15 protein-coding genes, 6 tRNA genes and 1 other RNA gene are annotated in these 15,992 nt (G+C 65.2%); 17 read left to right on the top strand and 5 right to left on the bottom strand.

Going from position 1 to position 15,992, the window contains the following annotated elements; genetic code table 11:
• The first annotated feature begins 27 nt into the window (after nucleotides 1–27).
• The 8 genes from lon to QOL57_RS06310 all read left to right on the top strand — a co-directional run bounded on the left by lon (nucleotide 28) and on the right by QOL57_RS06310 (nucleotide 5,798).
• A complete protein-coding gene (lon, locus tag QOL57_RS06345) occupies nucleotides 28–2,481 on the top strand; it encodes an endopeptidase La (protein WP_089239112.1) in 2,454 nt (817 codons plus the stop codon).
• A gap of 218 nt (nucleotides 2,482–2,699) precedes the next feature.
• Entirely contained in the window at nucleotides 2,700–2,972 is a 273-nt protein-coding gene (locus QOL57_RS06340; RefSeq protein ID WP_004146343.1) for an HU family DNA-binding protein, read from the top strand.
• Nucleotides 2,973–2,983: 11 nt separating this feature from the next.
• Nucleotides 2,984–3,058, top strand: a tRNA-Val gene (locus tag QOL57_RS06335).
• A gap of 25 nt (nucleotides 3,059–3,083) precedes the next feature.
• Nucleotides 3,084–3,160, top strand: a tRNA-Asp gene (locus QOL57_RS06330).
• 89 nt (nucleotides 3,161–3,249) lie between these two features.
• Nucleotides 3,250–3,326, top strand: a tRNA-Asp gene (locus QOL57_RS06325).
• A gap of 89 nt (nucleotides 3,327–3,415) precedes the next feature.
• Nucleotides 3,416–3,492, top strand: a tRNA-Asp gene (locus QOL57_RS06320).
• An 89-nt stretch (nucleotides 3,493–3,581) separates the two neighbouring features.
• Nucleotides 3,582–3,658: transfer RNA gene (locus tag QOL57_RS06315), tRNA-Asp, on the top strand.
• A 184-nt stretch (nucleotides 3,659–3,842) separates the two neighbouring features.
• Nucleotides 3,843–5,798 carry a peptidyl-prolyl cis-trans isomerase gene (locus tag QOL57_RS06310; RefSeq protein ID WP_089239114.1) on the top strand — a complete coding sequence of 652 codons (1,956 nt, stop codon included), beginning with the start codon at nucleotides 3,843–3,845 and terminating at the stop codon, nucleotides 5,796–5,798.
• Nucleotides 5,799–6,167: 369 nt separating this feature from the next.
• Here the strand turns inward: QOL57_RS06310 and QOL57_RS06305 are convergent, their stop codons facing one another.
• Together QOL57_RS06305 and gloB are read right to left on the bottom strand one after the other, a co-directional pair.
• A complete protein-coding gene (locus QOL57_RS06305; RefSeq protein ID WP_089239116.1) occupies nucleotides 6,168–7,370 on the bottom strand; it encodes a lytic transglycosylase domain-containing protein in 1,203 nt (400 codons plus the stop codon).
• Nucleotides 7,367–8,131: a hydroxyacylglutathione hydrolase gene (gene gloB, locus QOL57_RS06300; RefSeq protein ID WP_089239118.1), complete on the bottom strand. Its 765-nt coding sequence runs from the start codon at nucleotides 8,129–8,131 to the stop codon at nucleotides 7,367–7,369. Before gloB ends, QOL57_RS06305 begins: the two co-directional genes overlap by 4 nt.
• An 11-nt stretch (nucleotides 8,132–8,142) precedes the next feature.
• On the opposite strand from gloB, the gene QOL57_RS06295 reads away from it, so the two are divergent.
• The 3 genes from QOL57_RS06295 to dnaQ are packed head-to-tail and all read left to right on the top strand — an operon-like array spanning nucleotide 8,143 to nucleotide 9,985.
• Nucleotides 8,143–8,787: a hypothetical protein gene (locus tag QOL57_RS06295; protein WP_089239120.1), complete on the top strand. Its 645-nt coding sequence runs from the start codon at nucleotides 8,143–8,145 to the stop codon at nucleotides 8,785–8,787.
• A gap of 12 nt (nucleotides 8,788–8,799) precedes the next feature.
• Nucleotides 8,800–9,252, top strand: coding sequence for a ribonuclease HI (gene rnhA / locus QOL57_RS06290; protein WP_025878155.1), 453 nt, complete (start codon nucleotides 8,800–8,802; stop codon nucleotides 9,250–9,252).
• Between the two features lie 4 nt (nucleotides 9,253–9,256).
• Nucleotides 9,257–9,985 (top strand): DNA polymerase III subunit epsilon, encoded by a 729-nt coding sequence (gene dnaQ / locus QOL57_RS06285; RefSeq protein WP_025878156.1) that lies wholly within the window; start codon nucleotides 9,257–9,259, stop codon nucleotides 9,983–9,985.
• A gap of 100 nt (nucleotides 9,986–10,085) precedes the next feature.
• Here the strand turns inward: dnaQ and QOL57_RS06280 are convergent, their stop codons facing one another.
• Nucleotides 10,086–10,790 (bottom strand): protein phosphatase 2C domain-containing protein, encoded by a 705-nt coding sequence (locus tag QOL57_RS06280; protein WP_089239122.1) that lies wholly within the window; start codon nucleotides 10,788–10,790, stop codon nucleotides 10,086–10,088.
• A 168-nt stretch (nucleotides 10,791–10,958) separates the two neighbouring features.
• On the opposite strand from QOL57_RS06280, the gene QOL57_RS06275 reads away from it, so the two are divergent.
• Nucleotides 10,959–11,049: transfer RNA gene (locus QOL57_RS06275), tRNA-Ser, on the top strand.
• Nucleotides 11,050–11,444: 395 nt separating this feature from the next.
• Nucleotides 11,445–11,849, top strand: coding sequence for a DUF6165 family protein (locus QOL57_RS06270; RefSeq protein WP_049468383.1), 405 nt, complete (start codon nucleotides 11,445–11,447; stop codon nucleotides 11,847–11,849).
• A 77-nt stretch (nucleotides 11,850–11,926) separates the two neighbouring features.
• On the opposite strand, the gene QOL57_RS06265 is transcribed toward QOL57_RS06270, so the two are convergent.
• Entirely contained in the window at nucleotides 11,927–12,973 is a 1,047-nt protein-coding gene (locus tag QOL57_RS06265) for a glycosyltransferase family 9 protein (protein ID WP_089239124.1), read from the bottom strand.
• A 20-nt stretch (nucleotides 12,974–12,993) separates the two neighbouring features.
• On the opposite strand from QOL57_RS06265, the gene QOL57_RS06260 reads away from it, so the two are divergent.
• The 3 genes from QOL57_RS06260 to QOL57_RS06250 are packed head-to-tail and all read left to right on the top strand — an operon-like array spanning nucleotide 12,994 to nucleotide 14,896.
• Nucleotides 12,994–13,743 (top strand): 3-deoxy-D-manno-octulosonic acid kinase, encoded by a 750-nt coding sequence (locus tag QOL57_RS06260; protein ID WP_089239126.1) that lies wholly within the window; start codon nucleotides 12,994–12,996, stop codon nucleotides 13,741–13,743.
• On the top strand, nucleotides 13,743–14,510 hold the full coding sequence (locus QOL57_RS06255) for an MBL fold metallo-hydrolase (protein WP_089239128.1): 768 nt from the start codon (nucleotides 13,743–13,745) through the stop codon (nucleotides 14,508–14,510). Before QOL57_RS06260 ends, QOL57_RS06255 begins: the two co-directional genes overlap by 1 nt.
• Entirely contained in the window at nucleotides 14,507–14,896 is a 390-nt protein-coding gene (locus QOL57_RS06250) for a nuclear transport factor 2 family protein (protein ID WP_089239130.1), read from the top strand. The genes QOL57_RS06255 and QOL57_RS06250 overlap by 4 nt, the downstream gene beginning before the upstream one ends.
• A 78-nt stretch (nucleotides 14,897–14,974) precedes the next feature.
• Here QOL57_RS06250 and ffs read toward each other — a convergent pair.
• Nucleotides 14,975–15,071, bottom strand: an RNA gene (ffs, locus tag QOL57_RS06245) — signal recognition particle sRNA small type.
• Nucleotides 15,072–15,370: 299 nt separating this feature from the next.
• Here ffs and sugE point away from each other — a divergent pair.
• Complete coding sequence (gene sugE, locus QOL57_RS06240; protein ID WP_089239132.1) at nucleotides 15,371–15,688, top strand: quaternary ammonium compound efflux SMR transporter SugE; 318 nt, start codon at nucleotides 15,371–15,373, stop codon at nucleotides 15,686–15,688.
• The last annotated feature ends 304 nt before the right edge of the window (nucleotides 15,689–15,992 follow it).

Genomic DNA, 15,992 nt, shown 5'->3' with positions numbered 1-15,992 from the left:
ACGGTTTTCCCCTTCCCTGGAGCCCCCATGGCCCGTTCCCCAAGTGAGACCCTCGACCTGCCGGTCCTGCCGCTGCGCGACGTAGTGGTATTCCCGCACATGGTCATCCCGCTGTTCGTCGGCCGCGACAAGTCCATGCATGCGCTGGAACAGGCAATGGAAGCGGACAAGCGCATCCTGCTGCTGGCGCAGAAGTCGGCCGAGACCGATGACCCGCAGGCCGCCGACCTCTACCAGGTCGGCACCCTGGCGCAGGTGCTGCAGCTGCTGAAGCTGCCCGACGGCACCATCAAGGTGCTGGTCGAAGGCCTATCGCGCGTGCAGGTGACCAGCGTCAGCGAGCGTGATGGCTCGCTGCACGGCCAGGCCGTCGAAATCGACGCCACCGATGCACGTGAGCCGCGCGAGATCGAGGCCATCGCCCGCTCGCTGATGTCGCTGTTCGAGCAGTACGTCAAGACCAACCGCAAGCTGCCGCCGGAGCTGCTGCAGACCCTGGCCGGCATCGATGAGCCGACCCGCCTGGCCGACACCATCGCCGCGCATATCAGCGTGCGGTTGTCGGACAAGCAGCGCCTGCTGGAAACGCTGGCCGTGGGCGAACGCCTGGAGATGCTGGTCGGTCTGGTCGACGGCGAGATCGACGTGCAGCAGATGGAAAAGCGCATCCGCGGCCGCGTGAAGTCGCAGATGGAAAAGAGCCAGCGCGAGTACTACCTCAACGAACAGATGAAGGCCATCCAGAAGGAGCTGGGCGACCTTGACGACGCGCCGGGCGAACTGGAAGAGCTGGCGCGCAAGATCGCCGAAGCAGGCATGCCCAAGCCGGTGGAAACCAAGGCGCGCAACGAGCTCAACAAGCTCAAGCAGATGTCTCCGATGTCCGCCGAAGCAGCGGTCGTGCGCAACTACCTGGAGTGGTTGCTGGGCGTGCCGTGGAAGAAGCGCAGCAAGGTGCGCAAGGACCTCAAGGCCGCGCAGGACACCCTCGATGCCGATCACTACGGCCTGGAGAAGGTCAAGGAACGCATCCTTGAATATCTGGCGGTGCAGTCGCGGGTGAAGCAGATGAAGGGGCCGATCCTGTGCCTGGTCGGACCGCCGGGCGTGGGCAAGACCTCGCTGGGCCAGTCCATCGCCAAGGCCACCAACCGCAAGTTCGTGCGCATGTCGCTGGGCGGCGTGCGCGACGAAGCCGAGATCCGTGGGCACCGTCGTACCTATGTCGGTTCGATGCCGGGCCGCATCGTGCAGAACCTCAACAAGGTCGGCAGCAAGAACCCGCTGTTCGTGCTGGACGAGATCGACAAGATGTCGATGGACTTCCGCGGCGATCCGTCCTCTGCGCTGCTGGAAGTGCTCGACCCCGAGCAGAACAATGCATTCAACGACCACTATCTGGAAGTGGACCTGGACCTGTCCGAAGTGATGTTCGTGGCCACCTCGAACTCGCTCAACATTCCGGGTCCGCTGCTGGACCGCATGGAAGTGATCCGCATCCCCGGTTACACCGAGGATGAGAAGCTCAACATCGCCACCCGTTACCTGGCTCCCAAGCAGATCAAGGCCAATGGCCTGAAGCCGGAAGAGCTGGAGATCGGCAGCGATGCGATCCAGGACATCGTGCGCTACTACACGCGCGAATCCGGCGTGCGCAACCTGGAACGCGAGATCGCCAAGATCTGCCGCAAGGTGGTGAAGGAGATCGCGCTGGGTGGACCGCAGCCGGTGGCGAAGGCAAAGAAGGGCGCGCGCAAGTCCAAGGCGCTGGTGAGCGTGTCGAGCAAGAACCTGGACAAGTACCTGGGCGTGCGTCGCTTCGACTTCGGCCGCGCCGAAGAAGAGAACGAGATCGGCCTTGTCACCGGCCTGGCGTGGACCGAAGTCGGTGGCGATCTGCTGCAGATCGAATCGACGCTGGTACCGGGCAAGGGCCAGCTGATCCTGACCGGCCAGCTCGGCAACGTGATGAAGGAATCGGCGTCGGCGGCGTTGTCGGTGGTGCGTTCGCGTGCCGAGCGCTTCGGCATCGATGCGGACTTCCTGCAGAAGCACGACGTGCATCTGCATGTGCCCGATGGTGCGACGCCGAAGGATGGTCCCAGTGCCGGTGCGGCAATGGTCACCTCGCTGGTGTCGATGCTGACCAAGGTTGCCGTGCGCGCCGATGTGGCGATGACCGGCGAAATCACCCTGCGTGGTCGCGTCACTGCGATCGGCGGCTTGAAGGAGAAGTTGCTGGCTGCCCTGCGCGGCGGAATCCGCACGGTGATCATCCCTGATGAGAACCGCAAGGATCTTGCCGACATTCCGGCCAACGTCACCCGCGATCTGGAGATCGTGCCGGTGAAGTACATCGATGAAGTGCTCGATCTGGCGCTGGAACGTCCGCTGGCACCGAAGAAGACGCGCAAGAGTGCGCAGCGCGTCACGGTGCGCAGCAAGGCCAAACCGAGTGGAAACGCGCGCGTCAAGCATTGATGCGTCCTGTCGAAATGCTTGAAACCCGCGTCGTTGCTGGCTTTCCAGCTTGCGTGGGGGTAGGGCCGCTGGTATAAAAGCAGCACTCGCGAATGAGTGATCGCAGTCAGCGCTCACTGAATTCGGCGAACCGTTTCCACATGGCAACCGCATGCAGACGTCGTGCGGTTGCTTCCCTGTCGAATACGCGGAACCCACCGCCAAAGGAGTTGTAAAGAATGAACAAGACCGAATTGATCGATGCCGTTGCTGAAGCTGCCGACCTGACCAAGGCCGAGTCCAGCCGCGCTGTCGATGCCGTCGTTGCTGCCGTCACCAAGGCGCTGAAGGACGGCGATGCGGTCACCCTGGTTGGCTTCGGTACCTTCCAGGTCCGCGACCGTGCAGCCCGCACCGGCCGCAACCCGAAGACCGGCGACACCATCAAGATCGCTGCTTCGAAGAATCCGTCGTTCAAGGCTGGTAAGGCCCTGAAGGATGCTGTAAACTAAGCGGCTCGCTGGGGTGCTTAGCTCAGCGGTAGAGCGTCTCCTTTACACGGAGAGGGTCGGGGGTTCGAAACCCTCAGCACCCACCACAGCACCGCGGTAAGTTTGAAATGTGGAGCGGTAGTTCAGCTGGTTAGAATGCTGGCCTGTCACGCCGGAGGTCGCGGGTTCGAGTCCCGTCCGCTCCGCCATTTTCAACGAGGCCCCCGGCCGAAAAGCTGGGGGCCTTGTTTTCTCTCCAACCACCCGGTTGCAGAGAAAACAAAGAGGTCTGCAATACGGAGCGGTAGTTCAGCTGGTTAGAATGCTGGCCTGTCACGCCGGAGGTCGCGGGTTCGAGTCCCGTCCGCTCCGCCATTTTCAACGAGGCCCCCGGCCGAAAAGCTGGGGGCCTTGTTTTCTCTCCAACCACCCGGTTGCAGAGAAAACAAAGAGGTCTGCAATACGGAGCGGTAGTTCAGCTGGTTAGAATGCTGGCCTGTCACGCCGGAGGTCGCGGGTTCGAGTCCCGTCCGCTCCGCCATTTTCAACGAGGCCCCCGGCCGAAAAGCTGGGGGCCTTGTTTTCTCTCCAACCACCCGGTTGCAGAGAAAACAAAGAGGTCTGCAATACGGAGCGGTAGTTCAGCTGGTTAGAATGCTGGCCTGTCACGCCGGAGGTCGCGGGTTCGAGTCCCGTCCGCTCCGCCAACTCTAAGAGCCCTCGACGCAAGTCGGGGGCTTTTTCTTTGCGTCGTTTTCATCTTTTGATGGGCGCGATCGTGCCGATCGCCTGGCCATGATGGCGGCAGACCCCGCCGGCACTGCTTTTGGTCCACGCCGCGAAGCGGGTTACACTGCCGGGCTCGCCAATCAAGCCTTGTGATTCCTCACCATGCTGCAGAAACTCCGCGACAAGACCTCAGGCTGGATCGTTACCGTGATCCTGGGGCTGCTGATGATTCCGTTCCTGTTCGTCATCGACAACAGCTACCTCGGTGGCGTCGGCGCACAGAACGTCGCCAAGGTTTCGGCACCGCCGACCTGGTGGCGCTCGGCACCGTCCTGGTGGCCGGTGCGCATGATGTGGCAGCACCATGAGATCAGCGCACAGGACTTCCGCACCCGTTTCGAGCAGGAGCGCATGCGCGAACGCGAGCAGCAGGGCGAGAACTTCGACCCACGCGCGTTCGAAAGCACCGAGAACAAGGTGGCCGTGCTCGACCAGTTGATCGACGAGCAGGTCGTGCGCCTGGTCGGTGAGCAGGCCGGTGTCGTGATTGGCGACGGCGCTGTGCGCGAATACATCACCACCATCCCGCGCTTCCTGGACGCCGATGGCAAGTTCAGCGAAAGCAATTACCGTCTGGCCCTGGCCGGTGGCAATCCGCCGCGCACGCCGACCCAGTTCCAGGAACTGGTGCGTGAGAGCCTGCAGCAGTCGGTGATCCCGTCGGGCCTGCAGAACTCCGGCTTTGTCACCCAGGCCGAGACCGAGCGTCTGTTGAAGCTGCTGGGCGAAACCCGCGATGTGGAACTGGCCGCGCTGCCGGAAGTTCCGGTTGATACCGCGCCGGTCACCGATGAGCAGATCAAGCAGTGGTACGACAGCCATGGCAAGGATTTCCGCCAGGCCGAATCGGTGTCGCTGGAATATGTCGAGCTCAATGGTGCGAACCTGCCGGCGCCGACCGCGGCCGACGAGGCGACCCTGCGCAAGCGCTATGAAGACGAGAAGGCCAAGTTCACCACGCCCGAACAGCGCCAGGCGGCGCATATCCTGATCACCGGCGACGGTGCTGAAGCCAAGGCCGCCAAGCTGGCTGTCGAAGCAAAGGCGGCAGGTGCCGACTTTGCCGCACTGGCCAAGGCGAACTCGGAAGATCCCGGTTCCAAGGCGCAGGGCGGTGACCTGGGTTGGGTGGAACGTGGCGCGATGGTCAAGCCGTTTGAAGACGCACTGTTTGGCGCCAAGGCCGGTGAAGTGATCGGCCCGGTCAAGACCGACTTCGGCTTCCACATCATCAAGGTCGCTGCGGTTCGTGGTGGCCAGGGCAAGTCGTTTGAAGAAGTGCGTGACACCCTGGCAGCCGAGCAGCTGAAGGCCGACGGTGAGCGTGGCTTCAACGATCTGGCAGGCCGCCTGGTTGATGCCATCAACAAGAGCCCGAGCGACCTGGCCGCAGCCGCCAAGGACGTCGGCCTGTCGATGCAGACGCTGGGCCCGATCACGCGCACCACCGCCACCGGCATTGCCGCTGATCCGGCCGTGCTGCGTGCTGCCTTCTCCGACGTCCTGGTGCAGGATGGTACCGCCAGCGATCCGATCGCCCTGGGTGGCAGCAGCAACCACAGCGTGGTGATCCGTGTTGCCGCGCATACCCCGGAGCAGGCGATGCCGCTGGACAAGGCGCGTGAGCAGGTGATCGCCGCGATCCGTGCCGATCGTCAGCGCCATGCCGGTGACAAGGCCGCTGATGCCCTGCTGGCCAAGCTGAAGGCGGGCGCGACCCTGCAGTCGCTGGCTGCCAGCGAGAAGCTGCAGCTGAGCCCGATGCCGGGCCTGCCGCGCAGCCAGCCGGTGCCGACCCCGGAGATCAACCGCGCGATCTTCAGCGCGCCGGTGCCGGTCGAGGGCAAGCCGAGCTACGGCAAGGTCGACGTCAATGGGCACGCGCTGCTGTTCGCAGTGAGCAAGGTCAATCCGGGCGACATCAAGGAAGTGACCGCCGAGCAGCAGAAGCAGCTGAAGGACCAGCTGAGCCAGATCGACGGCATGGCTGCGGCCAAGGCCTACATCGAGGCGATGCGCAAGAAGTTCTTGATCCAGACCACCGAAGCGAACCTGTAAGCCTCTGGCGAGCAGGAACCAAAAGGCCCGGCATTGCCGGGCCTTTTTTGTTGTCGCAACCTCGATCAAACCGTGACCCGAGCAATGAGTGCCGACCAAGGTCGGCAGCTACCAGAAGCGAAGCACAACCCGCGCCTGTTCCCGCTCTTCATCTTCTGATCCGTGGGTGCCGCCAGAAACTATCAGGGGACGGGCGGGTGGGCGCGCGGGGGTGTCCGCGGCATGGATGCCGCGGCCAAGCCCCCAAGGATGGGTTCACGGCGTCCCCCGTGGGCCCATCTCGCTCGTCCCAACTCATGATTGCTGCTGCGGCCACCCGCGAGGGGCTCCGCCGTTGGCCGGAAACCGCGCGGCAGCGCCGCGCCGACCTCAGTCTTCGACGCGCAGTACCGCGCCTGGCTTCAGCACGCTGCTGCCGCTCAAGCCGTTCAGCGACAACAGTGCCTTGACCGGCATGCCGTAGCGACGGGCGATGGTCCATGCCGATTCGCCGTTGCGTACGGTGTGGCGACGGTTGCGCGGGCGATCAGCAGCCGACGCGACCACCTTTGCCACCTGCGGGCTGGGCGCGGCGCTGGCAGTGCTGGCCAGTGCGGTGGCAACGGCCGTGCTGGCGATGTCGGCAACGTCCGCGTTGGACGCTGAGACCGGGGCCAGTACGCGTGCGGTGCCCGACGGGCGGTTGCCGGCGGCCAGTGCCGGATTCAAGCGGGCGATCTTCGCCGGGTCCAGGGCGCGCTGGGCGGCCCACTGCTGGACGCTGGTGCCGGCAGGCAGGGTGTGGTCCTTCAGCACCGGTACGGTGCGGTCCAGCGAGGCCATCACGCCCGGCTGGTCTTCCACGTCTTCCAGCACGCAGGCCAGCGCATGCAGCTTCTCGACGTAGGCGTGGGTGACCGGCGACAGCCCGGGCAGGCCGGCCGGCTTGGCGTTCTGCGCGTTCATGCCGGCCTTGCGCATGGACTGCAGCACGCGATACTCGCCAGCGTTGTAGGCCATGGTGGCCAGGCGCCAGTCGCCGCCGAACATGCCATGCAGGGTCTTCAGGTAGCGCACGGCAGCCTGCGTGGACTCCACTGCAGACAGCCGGCCGTCATAGTTGTTGCTCATCGGCACGCGATGGTTGCGTGCGGTAGTGGCGATGAACTGCCACAGGCCGGTCGGGCCGCTGCCGTTGCGGGCATTGGGCCGGTAGCCGCTTTCGACGAAGGGAATCAGGGCGAATTCGGTGGGCAGGTTGGCTTTGCGCAGCTCTTCGACCACATAGCCGAACAGCACCAGCGCGTCATCATCCTGGTTGGCCAGCCGCGAAGGGGCGTGGGCGAACTGCTTCTGCCAGCGCGGGCTGGTGGCCTCGGCGTCGCAGCTCGGTTCGGCCAGGCCGTCGCGGAAGCTGGAGAAGATCTCCTGGCCGTTGCGGACCGATGCGGCCGGCAGCGTTGACGGATCCAGCGGCAGGGCCGAGGCGGCGGTCAGGTTCTGGCTGATGCCGGCGCCCAGCGATTGTGCGCCGGCAGTTCCGGCCAACCCCAGGACGAGACCCAGGGCCAGCGGCAGACTTCGGCGACTCATGCGCGGAAGCCGTCTTTCCAGTGCCGGAGACCGGCCATGACGTCGACGTCGTCCACGACCTCGCGCCCCAGGTGCGCCGACACGGCCGCGCGGATGGGCGCAGTGTGGGTACGCAGGAACGGATTACAGGCAATTTCATCGGCCAGGGATACTGGCAGGGTGGAACGGTCATCGCGGCGCATGGCCAAAGCCTCCTCTTGGCGCTGCAACAAGGCAGCGTTGGCGGGGTCGACATGCCGCGCGAAGACGGCATTTGACACGGTGTACTCGTGAGCGCAACACAGCAGCAGTTGCGTGGGCAGGGCACCCAGCTTGCGCATCGATGCCAGCAGCTGGGACGGCGTACCTTCGAACAGGCGTCCACAGCCCAGGCTGAACAACGAATCTCCGCTGAAAAGCTGTTCAGCGGTGTGAAACGCGATGTGGCTGCGGGTGTGCCCGGGGACGGATAGTACGTGGAACATCTGGCCTAGTGCCTGAACACGTTCACCTTCACCGACCCGCTCGGTGGCCATCGGGATGCGCTCTTCGACCGGTGCAACCACGCGCACGCCGGGGAAACGCGCCTGCAGCGCCGGCACTCCGTCGATGTGGTCGTCGTGGTGATGGGTGAGCAGGATGGTGTCCACGCGCACGCCTTGCTCAGCCAGCGCCAGTACCGGCGCAGCGTCGCCGGGATCGACGACCACGGCAGCACCGTCGTCGGCGGTCAGCATCCAGATGTAATTGTCCGCAAATGCGGGCAGGGCAGTCAGTCGCATAGAATTGGACCATGCCCGCGCTGCAGAGCACCCGTCAAGCGAGCCAGGCCCCGTGGTTCGACAGCGAACCGGCGGAGACCTTGCGCGTGCTTGAACGGCAACTGCTGCTGCCGCAGCTGTCGCTGCTGCCGACCCGGCCCTGGTTGTGGATCGCCCCGAGTGCTGCCTGGTTGGGCGATGCGCAGCTGGGCGGGCGTGGCCTGCGCCTGCATCGCGAGGGCACTGGCTACGCTGGCGATACCCGCTGCGCGCTGCCGTTGCCGCTGCCCAACGAGAGCGTCAACGCCATCGTGCTGCAGCATGTGACCGTCGGTGATGCCGACCATCTGCTGGACGAATGCGAACGCGTGTTGATGCCCGGTGGCCATCTGTGGCTGACCAGCCTCAATCCATTCAGCCCGTTCCGCACCCGCTGGCGCCAGCACGGGCTGGCGGTGCGCACGCCGCAGCGGATCCGCCAGCTGCTGCAGCGCCACGGGCTGGAATGCGAGGACACGCGCTACCTGGGGCCGATGTGGCAGGGTGCCGGCAGCCGCCGTCGCGGCGGCTGGGCTCCCCTGCGCGCGGCCTGCCTGTTCCACGCTGAAAAACGCACGCTGGCCCTGCCCGGGCCGACCCCGTTGCCCGTGCGCTGGCACGGCACCGTTGCTACCTGATCTGGAGTTGTATTGAAAACCATCGAAATCCACACCGACGGTTCCTGCCTCGGCAATCCCGGCCCCGGCGGCTGGGCGGCGCTGCTGCGCTACAAAGGGCATGAGCGCGAACTGAGCGGTGGTGAAGCGCATACCACCAACAATCGGATGGAGCTGATGGCGGCCATTTCCGGCCTGGAGTCGCTGACCGAACCCTGCGAGATCGTCCTCTACACCGATTCGCAGTACGTACGGCAGGGCCTGACCCAGTGGCTGCCGGGCTGGATCCGCAAGAACTGGAAGACCGCCGGAGGTGATCCGGTGAAGAACCGTGAACTGTGGGAGCGCCTGCAGGCAGCCACGCTGCGGCACCAGATCGACTGGCGCTGGGTGAAAGGCCATTCCGGCGATCCGGACAATGAACGCGTGGATACCCTGGCCCGCAATGCCGCGATCCAGATCCGCGACGGCAGCCCGGTAAACTGAGCCCATGCGTCAGATCATCCTTGATACCGAAACCACCGGCCTGGAGTGGAAGAAGGGCAACCGCGTCGTCGAAATCGGCTGCGTCGAGTTGTTCAAGCGCCGCCCGACCGGCAACACCTATCACCAGTACCTGAAGCCGGACTGCGAATTCGAACAGGGCGCGCAGGAAGTCACCGGCCTGACCCTGGAATTCCTGGCCGACAAGCCTGAGTTCGCGCAGGTCGTGGAGGAGTTCCTGGCCTTCATCGATGGCGCCGAATTGATCATCCACAACGCCGCGTTCGATCTGGGCTTCCTCGACAACGAGCTGTCCCTGCTCGGCGAGCAGTACGGGAAGATCACCGATCGCTGCACGGTGATCGACACCCTGGCGCTGGCGCGCGAACGTTTTCCGGGCCAACGCAATTCGCTGGATGCGCTGTGCAAGCGGCTGGGCGTGGACAACTCGCACCGCGCCCTGCATGGCGGTCTGCTGGATGCGCAGATCCTGGGCGATGTGTACATCGCACTGACCTCGGGCCAGGAGGAGATCGGCTTCGGGCTGGGCGATGATGATGCCGGTGGCGCTGCGGCGTTGCAGGCGTTCGATGCGTCCAAGCTGCTGCCGCGCCCGCGCGTGGTGGCCACGCCGTCGGAACAGGAAGCGCACGCGGCGCGCCTGGAGCGGTTGCGCAAGAAGGCCGGCCACGCGTTGTGGGACGGCCCGAAGGTTGAAGAGGCTGCGAGCGCGTAGGCGACCGCGGCAGCCACGCATGGCGTGGTGATACGGGTGAAATGCAGCCACGCATGGCGTGGCTCTACGGTAGATCCACGCCATGCGTGGATGCCGTTGCTCAGTGGCAGCGCACCAGGATCACGGTGATGTTGTCCGAACCACCCCCGTCCAGGGCGGTGGCGACCAGGCTGTCCACGCATTCCTGGGCGCTGGCATCGTCGAAGGCGAGGGTGCGGGCGATGCCGCGATCATTCACCTCCTCGGTCAGGCCATCACTGCACAGCAGCAACTGCATGCCCGGGCGCAGCTCGCCGCTGGTGGTCGCCACATTCAGGTGTGCCGGGTCGGTGACGCCCAGTGCCTGGGTGACCACGTTGCGGTGGGGATGAGCGCGCGCCTGCTCGGCGGTCAGGTTGCCCTGCGCAACCAGTTCCTGCACCACGCTGTGGTCCTGGCTGAGCTGGGCAAGCTGGCCATCGCGCCACAGATAGGCGCGGCTGTCGCCGACCCAGGCCACTTCGTAGCGGTTGCCCTGCACCCGTGCAGCGACCACGGTGGTGCCCATCGGCAGGCTGTCGTTGCGTCGGCGCGAGGCGCGGATGATCTCTTCGTCGGCCGTGCGGATCGCCTGTGCCAACGGCGCGCCACGGCGGATCTCGCGGACGATGGTCTCGCGCGCCAGCGCGCTGGCCACCTCGCCGCAGGCGTGCCCGCCCATGCCGTCGGCCACCAGCCACAGGGCCAGCTCGCCGTCACCGTAATAGGTGTCCTCGTTGAGCTCGCGGCGCAGGCCGGGGTGGGTGAGATGTCCGAATTCGATCATGGTGGCTGCTGGGGACGGGGTAATGCCGGGGAGAACGGCATCATCACGGCCAAGCGGACATCCGGCAAGCCATGCAGTCAGGAAAATTTCACTTCGCGGGCCACAATGACTTGTCGTCAGCCGCGCTTCCTCGTATGATGCGCGTCCCCGGTTCGCCGGGGAACATCTGGAGAGGTGGCAGAGCGGTTGAATGTACCTGACTCGAAATCAGGCAGGCGTTTATAGCGCCTCGGGGGTTCGAATCCCCCCCTCTCCGCCAGATAAAAAGAAAAAGGGCCGCCGAAAGGCGGCCCTTTTTCTTTTTATCTGGCGCGGGAATGCGAAGTGCGCTTCGCGCGCTTCGCCCCATACGTTGCTGCGCAACGAATGGGCCCCTCCCTTTGCCGGCCTCTCCCCGCCCCTGTCGGGGCAGCCCCTCAACAGAGGGGCTTGTTCCTCCAGATGGATCTGCATCAACGGATGCGGTGGGCAAGTGGGATCATCTGGCGCTGGGATGCGACGATGCTGCGCGCGTCGCCCCAAACGTTGCGATGCAAGTTGGGGCCCCTCCCTTTGCCTCTCCCCGCGGATGCTCCAGTAGATCCACGCCATGCGTGGATGCCGTTCGCATGCGGCGGGTTACCATGTATTCCATCACCTGCTGGAGCTCCCTCGATGACCGCTGAAATCCTCGTCCCCGTTTCATTCGGCGAGCTGCTGGACAAGATCTCGATCCTGCAGATCAAGTCCGAGCGCATCAGTGACGAAGGCAAGCTGGCCAACGTACGCAAGGAGCTGTCCGCGCTGGAAACCACCTGGATGGCGCACCCGGCGGCAGTGAAGGACATCGCCAAGCTGCGTGCTGAGCTGAAGACGGTCAACGAGCAGCTGTGGGAGATCGAGGACGACATCCGCCTGAAGGACAAGGCGCAGGCCTTCGATCAGGGGTTCATCGACCTGGCGCGCAGCGTGTACCTGCGCAACGACGAACGGGCGCGGATCAAGAAGGCGATCAACCTGGCGCTGGGCTCGGCCTATGTGGAAGAGAAGTCCTACCAGGACTACACGCAGCGCGCGTAACCCTGGCAGCCCGATGCAATGGATCCGCACCATGCGTGGATGCAGCCGCACCCACCAGATACCGCCCGGTCTGCCACTCAGCCCAGGTGGTCGGCCACGTAGCGCTCGAACGCTGCAATGCCGTCCTCGACGGTGATCAGTTCCATCACGTCGTCGAATTCGATCTTGGTGCCCCACTTGAGGTCGGCTGCCTGTTTGCCCAGGTACTTGCGCGCTGCGTCGTCATAGCGGTCCGCGCAGTAGCGGCGGTCCGAGTACGGGCCGCTGCGGTTCGGGTTGCTGGCCGCATGCAGGCCCAGCACTTTGGTGCCCATCGCGTTGGCGATGTGCATCGGGCCCGAGTCCGGCGTCATCACCAGGTTGGCGCGGGCCAGCAATGCCGGCAACTGCTTGAGCGTGTCCTTGCCGACCAGGTCCAGCGCCGGAACATCCAGCTGGGCCAGGATGGCGTCGGCCATGCTGCGCTCCAGTTCGCTGCGGCCGCCGCACAGCACGATCCGCCAGCCGCGCGCGACGGCATGGTTGGCGACCTCGGCATAGCGGTCGGCGTACCAGTTGCGGCGCACGTGGCTGGAGCAGGGCGAGATCATCAGCACCGGCCTGCCATCGTCCTGCCATTGCGCAGCGGCCCAGTCATAGGCTGCCTGCGGCACGGCCAGGTCCCAGCTGACGTCGGTCTGGCGCAGGCCCAGCGGCTCGCAGAAGCTGCCGATGGCATCGAGCACATGGATGCCCGGGCGATCAGCGATGCGTTCGTTGATGAAGAGGCCGTGCAGGTCCTTGGAGCGGCTGCGGTCGTAACCGATGCGGCGCTCGGCGGGAATGAAGGCGGACAGCACGTTCGCGCGGAACGCCACCTGCATCTGCAGCAGCGCCTCGAAACGCCCGGGCGGCAGCTGCTTGCGCAGTTCCTTCACCCCGGCCATGCCGGTCTTCTTGTCGTAGGCATGGAAGGTGACGCCCGGCAGGCCATCAAGCAGCTTCTGCCCGACCTTGTCGATGATCCAGTGGATCGGCGTGTCCGGGCGCGCGGCCTGCAGGGTGCGCACCAGCGGCACTACGTGGGTCACATCGCCAAGAGCGGACAGGCGCAGAAGACACAAGGAGGAGGACGCTGATGCCATGTGTTGTTAGACTCAAAGGAATGGTCGCATTCGACGCCAATGAAGCGCTGACGCCATGCCGCGAGGGTCGCGGCATCGGGGCCATTCTGTTCGACCGCGAGCGGCTGCGGCAAGCCGACATCGGTCTGTTCTCGCCACAGCACTGGGCCGGCAAGGCCCGGCCGGTGGGTGAGGGCGGCCGCGGCAGTGCCTGGTTCGTGGATGCGCCGTTTGGTCCCAGCGTGCTGCGGCACTACCTGCGCGGGGGGCTGGCGGCCCGGATCAGCCACGACCAGTACATCTGGCGGGGGGCGGACCGGACCCGCAGTTTTGCCGAATTCCGGCTGATGCGCGCACTGCGCGAGAAGAAACTGCCGGTGCCCAGGCCGATTGCCGCTTTCTACATGCGTGAGGGGCTGCGCTACCGCGCCGCGATCCTGATGGAACGGATCGAAGGGGTACGCTCGCTGGCCGACCGCGCACTGGTGGCCGGGCGCGGTGCGCCGTGGGAGGAAACCGGGCGGATGATCGCGCGCTTCCACCGTGCCGGCCTGGACCATGCCGATCTCAATGCGCACAACATCCTGTTCGACGGCAACGGCCACGGCTGGCTGATCGACTTCGATCGCGGGGTGATCCGCATCCCGGCCACGGCCTGGCGCGAGCGCAATCTCAAGCGCCTGCTGCGCTCGCTGATCAAGCTGCGCGGCGAGCGCAGCGTGGAAGACGTGGAAAAAGACTACGCGCGCCTGCGTCGCGCCTATGACATGGCCTGGAACCGGGGCACCTGATGGACTGGTCGTTGCGTTTTCTCGGCGTCGGCAATGCGTCGGCGGTCGAGCTGGGTTCGCCGATGTCGGTGATCGAGCGCGATGGCCGGCCGTGGCTGGCCATCGACTGCGGCGGCGAAGGCCTGACCGCGTTCAAGGCGCACTACGGGCATATGCCGCAGGCGCTGTTCGTCACCCATGTACACCTGGACCATGTGGCGGGTTTCGAGCGGCTGTTCGTGGACACCTTCTTCAGCGCGCAGCGGCGCGGCAAGGTGCGCCTGTACGTGCCGGCCACGGTGGTGCCGCTGCTGCACAAGCGCATCGGCGATTACCCGAACGTGCTGGCCGAGGGCGGCGCCAACTTCTGGGATGCCTTCCAGCTGATCGTGGTGGGCGATGCGTTCTGGCACGAGGGCGTGCGCCTGGAAGTGTTCCCGGTGCGCCACCACTGGCCGGAGACGGCCTATGGCCTGCGCCTGCAGGGCGCGCTGACCTGGAGCGGCGATACCCGACCGATTCCGGAAATGCTGGCGCGCTTTGCCAATGACAATGAGCTGATCGCCCACGATTGCGGGTTGCATGGCAATCCTTCGCACACCGGGGTGGATGACCTGGAACGCGAGTACAGCGCCGAGCTGCAGGCACGGATGATGCTGTACCACTACGCCAGCGTGGCCGATGGCCAGGCCCTGGCCGCGCGCGGGCACCGGGTGGCACAGCCGGGCCAGTGCGTTGTGCTGGCCACGCCGACTGCTCCGCACGTACTGGTGCAGGATCCGCCGTGAGCAACGCTGGCCACGCCGCAACGCCGGCGTTGGCTGCCGAGCTGGAGGGGCTGGAACGCGCACTGCACTCCCCGCAGGTGCGCGCCGATCATCAGCGTCTGGCGGCATTGCTGGATGAGGATTTCAGCGAGATCGGCAGCTCCGGCCAGTGCTACGGCCGTGAGGCCGCGCTGGAAGAGATCCCGCTGGAGCGTGCGCAGGTGGTGATCGAGTCGGACCAGTACGCCGTGTGGATGCTGGCAGAGGGGCTGGCCCAGGTGCGTTACCGCAGTCGCTATCACGTCGATGACCAACCGCAGCGCTGGGTGCTGCGCAGCTCGCTGTGGCGTCTGCATTCAACGGGTTGGCGGGTGGCGTTCCATCAGGGCACGCCCGAGGCACAGTAGCGCCCGGGCATGCCCGGCGAAGGACGCCAACCAAGGTTGGCATCTAGCAGGGGCGGGGTATCGCCTGAAAAGGCGGTGGCCCCGCCGGCTGACCTCGGCGCCCGCGTCGATCGATACCGTTGCTGCCTTCCGGCCCTGGCGGAGTTTTCGACCTAGCGTCGCGAGGGGCCGACGGGGCCACCATAGAGACGTTGGCCGCCCGGACGCGGCCGATTCACGGATCAGGGGAAGCAGCGCGTCGTGCGCCGGAGACCACAGCCGGACTGCGCATCAGTTGACCGATGGCAGACGCGCATTCTAGCGCAGGCATGGGTGCTGACGCCAGCTTCACGCGCTGAATCCGATGTAACCCGTTGGCCGCGGCATCGGCCCAAGGCTGCCGCCGTTGCTAGAATCCGGCCGCAGGAGGAACGACCTCCCCCACATCGGGATTCAATGACCAGGACGGCCTGGCCCTACCAAAGGAGGGCTGTCATGGCCTGGATCTACCTGTTGTTTGCCGGCCTGCTGGAAATCGTCTGGGCCGTGTCGATGAAGCAGTCTGAAGGCTTCACCAAACTCACCCCCACCGTCATCACCATCGTCGGCATGATCGCCAGCTTCTGGCTGCTGGCCGTCGCCATGCGCAGCCTGCCGCTGGGCACCGCTTATACGATCTGGACCGGCATCGGCGCGGTCGGTGCCTTCGTGGTCGGCATCGTGTTCCTGGGCGAGCAGGTCAACCCGATGCGGATTGGCGCAGCGGTGCTTATCGTCGCCGGCCTGGTGCTGATGAAACTCTCCAGCAGCTGAGGCCGGTAAGGGGTACGACGGGAATAGGGATATTCCCGATTTGCCAGAACAAGAGAATATGCATTTTCGGCAAAGTCGTGACGACTGCCGTGATTATTTGACGGCCATCATGAAAATAACGTGCCGGATTCACGTGGTACTGGCGGTGGCGGTCGCACAGTGCGCCCATTCGTCAGGCGAAACCGGGGAGTTTTCGCGATGACGGACGTGCAGGGGCCGCAGTTCCTGCAGTGCTCTGACGTGAAAGTGTGATTGTTTTCCAAGGTTGATACCGCAGGTCTTGTTCCCCGGGTGGAGCAGGGCG

Origin of the sequence: Stenotrophomonas sp. yr243 (assembly GCF_900184195.1) — a bacterium.
Taxonomy (GTDB): domain Bacteria; phylum Pseudomonadota; class Gammaproteobacteria; order Xanthomonadales; family Xanthomonadaceae; genus Stenotrophomonas; species Stenotrophomonas lactitubi.
Note: the sequence above shows the minus strand (reverse complement) of the source record. Positions and strands in the feature narration are given on the sequence as shown.